Source organism: Hyalangium sp., from assembly GCF_035629615.1.
Classification (GTDB): domain Bacteria; phylum Myxococcota; class Myxococcia; order Myxococcales; family Myxococcaceae; genus Hyalangium.
Genome location: NZ_DASPHO010000051.1, coordinates 1 through 4026 on the forward strand (window position 1 = coordinate 1; position 4026 = coordinate 4026).

General features: G+C 66.6%; 5 protein-coding genes and 1 pseudogene. 2 read left to right on the forward strand and 4 right to left on the reverse strand.

Annotation, left to right across the window (positions count from 1 at the left end):
• The 3 genes and pseudogenes from VD972_RS02275 to VD972_RS02285 form a co-directional block, all read right to left on the reverse strand.
• Positions 1–377: pseudogene (locus tag VD972_RS02275) on the reverse strand (hypothetical protein); the annotation flags it as partial.
• Positions 364–1866 (reverse strand): ATPase domain-containing protein, encoded by a 1503-nt coding sequence (locus VD972_RS02280; RefSeq protein WP_324980034.1) that lies wholly within the window; start codon positions 1864–1866, stop codon positions 364–366. The gene VD972_RS02280 and the pseudogene VD972_RS02275, both read right to left, overlap by 14 nt.
• Positions 1867–2057: 191 nt before the next feature.
• Positions 2058–2585, reverse strand: a complete 528-nt coding sequence (locus VD972_RS02285; protein ID WP_324980036.1) for a hypothetical protein — start codon at positions 2583–2585, stop codon at positions 2058–2060.
• 266 nt (positions 2586–2851) lie between these two features.
• Between VD972_RS02285 and VD972_RS45365 the strand changes: the two genes are divergently transcribed.
• Both VD972_RS45365 and VD972_RS45370 read left to right on the forward strand, forming a co-directional pair.
• Positions 2852–3046 (forward strand): DUF6310 domain-containing protein, encoded by a 195-nt coding sequence (locus tag VD972_RS45365; RefSeq protein ID WP_414653965.1) that lies wholly within the window; start codon positions 2852–2854, stop codon positions 3044–3046.
• A gap of 17 nt (positions 3047–3063) precedes the next feature.
• A complete protein-coding gene (locus VD972_RS45370) occupies positions 3064–3525 on the forward strand; it encodes a DUF5953 family protein (RefSeq protein WP_414653966.1) in 462 nt (153 codons plus the stop codon).
• On the opposite strand, the gene VD972_RS02290 is transcribed toward VD972_RS45370, so the two are convergent.
• A partial coding sequence (locus VD972_RS02290; protein ID WP_324980038.1) for a HAMP domain-containing sensor histidine kinase occupies positions 3431–4026 on the reverse strand: 596 nt, incomplete at its 5' end. The two genes, VD972_RS45370 and VD972_RS02290, sit on opposite strands and share 95 nt — an antisense overlap.

The window sequence follows — 4026 nt, forward strand, 5'->3', positions numbered from 1 at the left end:
GTCCGTACCCGAACCGGCCGCTCGAGGGTCACCACGTTCCCCAGCGCCTCCAGCTTCGAGAGCACGTCGGAGTCTGCTCGGAGGGTCCGATACTCGGCTCGAAACTTCGTCCCGGCGAGCACCACGAAGGGGACGTCCGACCACGCGTCCTGCGACGCCAGCCCGGAGACGAGCGACTCCAGCAGTCCGGTGGTGAGCGCCTCCTCGGCGATCAGGACGACGCCCACACCGGCGGCCAGCTCGCGAAGCAACTCCTCGGCGGTGCGGCACAGCTCGACCGACGTCAGCCCGCGCAGCACGCGTCCGGCGAGCTCCGCGTCGCGACCTCTGGGGGCGAAAATGAGGACGCGTTCCTGACACGCCTCAGCTGAGTTCATGGGTCACCTCCTCACCACCGCCCCGGTGCGACCCGCGCTCGGCTCCAGTGGAGAGGAGGTTTCCGGTGAGGATGCCCCGGAACTCCTTGAGCGGTCTGCCGACCCGGATGCCCTTGGGTCCCAGGAAGAACTCCCGGATGGTGCGCTCGTGGGGACCGGAGCGCTTCTTCAGGACCGAGATCGCCTGGTGGACCGAGCCGCCGGACTCGAAGAAGCGGAGCAGCACCACACTGTCCGCCAGATACGAGATGTCGATGGGGGCGATCATGGTCGGCCCGAGCACGCCGTGCTGGCTGACGATCAGCAGCGTCATCACGCCCTGCTGGTTGAGGTACGTCAGCAGCTCGTGAAGGTGGGCCGACAGGAAGTGCTCCTGCGGCATCGCGCTGAAGTAGCCGTTGATGCTGTCGATGACCACCGTCTTCGCGTCCTGGTGCTCGACCGAGTCGCGCACCAAGGCCGCGAACTCGCCGGGCGAGACCGACGCCGAGTTCAGCTGACACACGGTCACCTGCCCGCTCTCCACGTGGCGGCGCAGGCCGATGTCCAGACCTTCGGTCCGGTTGAGGAAGGTGCTGGCCACCTCCTCGAACAGGAACATCGCCACCTTGTCGCCGGCCTCTGCGTTCGCGTAGGCATAGTGCCCAGCCAGGCTGGACTTGCCGACGCCGGCAGGGCCGATGATCAGCGTGCTCGTCCCGCGATCCAGCCCGCCGCCGAGCAGGGTGTCCATCTCCTGGACCCCCAGCGTCACGCGCTTGGGCGCGAACGGCGCGTGGTGCTCCATCGCTTTGAGGCGTGGGTAGACCTCCAAGCCGCCGCGGCGGATGTTGAAGTCGTGAAAGCCGCTCCGGTACTCGACGCCGCGGAGCTTGCGGACAATCAGCCGGCGCCGCTCGCTGCCGTACTCCGGCGCAAGCTGCTCGAACCGGAGGACGCCGTGGCAGATGGTCTCGAGCTGGTGATCCGGCTTGCCGCTCTCCGGGTAGTCCAGCAGCAGGGTCGTCGCACCGTGCTCGACGAGCCGATCCTTCAAGGTCAAGATGAGGCGCCGGTACCGCAGGGAGTCCTGTGCCAGATACCGGAGCTCAGAGAGCGAATCGAAGACCACCCGCTTGGCCTTCGTCTTCTCCAGCGTCTGGAGGATCGCCTCGAACACCTCGTCGAGCTCGGCCTCCGCCGGATGGAGAATGGTGTAGGACTGGCCGGACTCCGACTGCGAGTGGGGGACGGCATGGAGGTGGGCGCCCTCGAGCGACCATCCGTGCTGCGCGGCGACGTGCTTGAGCTCCGCGACGTTCTCGGTCAGCAGCACGTAGAGCGTGCTCTCGTTCCGGCGCAGGCCGTCGACGATGAAATGCAGGCCCAGGGTCGTCTTCCCCGAGCCCGGCGTCCCCTCGATAAGGAACATGTATCCCGCGGGAAACCCGCCGTGGAGGACGTCGTCCAGACCGGTGACTCCCGAGGACACCCGTTGATCGCTAGCCATGAACTCAAGACCCCGAATAGGGACGACAGGCCACAGGTGGCTGGAGTCGTCGATTTCGCAAACGTCGTTCTTCGGTGCACCGTATGACGGAAAACAACGAGTCGTCCGGTAGATCTTTCGGTAGGTGTCGGACAGTGGGAAGTTGTGGAGCCAGCGGGCATTGGCGCTCGGAGCGTTGGTTGGAGGCCGAGCTAGAGCCTGGCGAGGAACTCCAGCGCCTTCAGGCCCGGAAGGAAGAAGTAGCCCCCGCCCTTCATGGTGACGAAGCGCTCGATCCCGTCCACACACCGGCGGATCGGCTGCCGGGGCAAGGTTATTGTGCCTGCCCCGTGCGTCACGAGCGGATCCCGCTCGACATAGCGGCCGCCGAACTTGCTGTTGTTCAGCCACGTCTGCTGGAGGAACTCGAACTGCCGGGCGATGTTGGCGTTGATGCCGATGAAGATCATCCCTCGGTCCGTGCCCTCGGCGTAGGTCATGCCTCGGCGCAGGATCCGGTGCCGCCGGCTCACCTGCCGGGACAGCTCTGCGTTGGGTGGCAGCGCGTCGCGGGGGTTGGCGCGCCGGATGTGCGAGGCCACCGGGCAGCCATAGCCCTCGGGGTCCTTCGCGGCGAACCCGAAGGTGTTGTCGACTCCATGCCCACCGGCTGAGGCATGTTGGGGCGGGGCATCTTCTCCCGGCCGCAGCGGCGTGCCGTCAGGCCACCGCCCCATCATCTTGGCCGCCAGTCACTGCTTCTTGAGAGCATCGGTCTCGCCGACGGCCACCTCCTTGTGAGCCTCGAGGAAGTGCTGGAAGGCCTCCACGTCCTGCCGGAGCTTGCGCAGCACCAGGTAGCTGCCGTTGCGCCCCAGCTCCTTCCAGCCCGCCTCCCGCCCTGGGGGAGAACACCCGTGCGCATAAGAGGGATAGGGGCCCAGTTGAGGGGGAGGGAGGGTGCAGAGGGCCGCTGACGGGGCCGCCCGAGTGATGCTCCCGGTTGGTGGACAGGCCGCGCAGCCCCCTTGGGGTACACGCCTGCCCAGGCCGTGCTCCCATCAAACCACCTGAGTCCCTGGAGCCGCGAGAGCGCCGCCCGGAGTGCACCTCCAGGCGGGTGCCGCCCAAGGGTGGGCATCCCTTTCACAACACGTGCGCCGATAACCGACTTCCGAAGAGGGGCAGAGCACCCTGTTAGCGGGGCGCGATGCATGGCTGGCCCAACAGAGGCTGGACGGAGAGTTTCCGCTCCTCCACAACGGCAAGGACAGCTACTTCGTGTCGGTGAGTGGGTGGGCAGGCACGGCGACAAGTTCCTCGGGCGGTCAGGCCCAGCTTGAGGTCCATGCAAAGCTACCTCTGGCTGAAGAAGCCATCGCGGCGGCAGTGGATGTGCTGGAGGGCGTGGCGGAGGGCGCGCGCGCGCGTACTGGGGACATGCCACGCCCTCCAGCGCGGGGCTGGATATCGCGGCAGACGAAAAACTGGGCGGCCAACCCGCAGCCTCCACCCCGAGGGCTGCCGGCGCTCAAACTCCCGTGGAACATCCCTTCGCCTGAGCTTCCGCATCGCCTCGGCTGGATCACAGAGCGGCGGATTCTTGCTGCTCCGCAGGTGCCGCGCCGGGCAGGGGGTGCTCCTGCTTCGAGGCGGGGTGCCGAGGAAGCCGCACCGTGAACGTGGTCCCCGCCTTCCGGGTCGAGGTCACGCCGAGGGTCCCACCGTGCGCCTCCACGACTTCACGCGCAATGTAGAGCCCCAGCCCAAGGCCGGTCACGTTCTTGTCGCCGTTGGGGGCGGACGAGCGGTGACGAACCATGGGATCAAAGATCTTCTGCATCATGCTCTTAGGAATGGGTGGCCCCTCGTTGTGGACTTGCAGCACGGCCTCTTCGCCATGCGCTCGAGCGACAACACTCACGGCCCCCTCTCCTCCGTACTGCAATGCGTTGGAGACAAGGTTTGAGATGACTTGGGTGAGTCGGTCGCTGTCCCACTCTCCGTGAAGGTCACCCTTCGCCTCGAACCGCAGCCGGCGGTCTGGGTAGACACCTTCCAATTCCGAAATCACCTGTTGGCACACAGGCGTCAGGTCCATGGGGTTCAGCGTGACCGGAATACCCGACCCCAGGCGCGTGCGCGTCAGGTCCAACAGGTCGCTGACCATCCGCGACATTC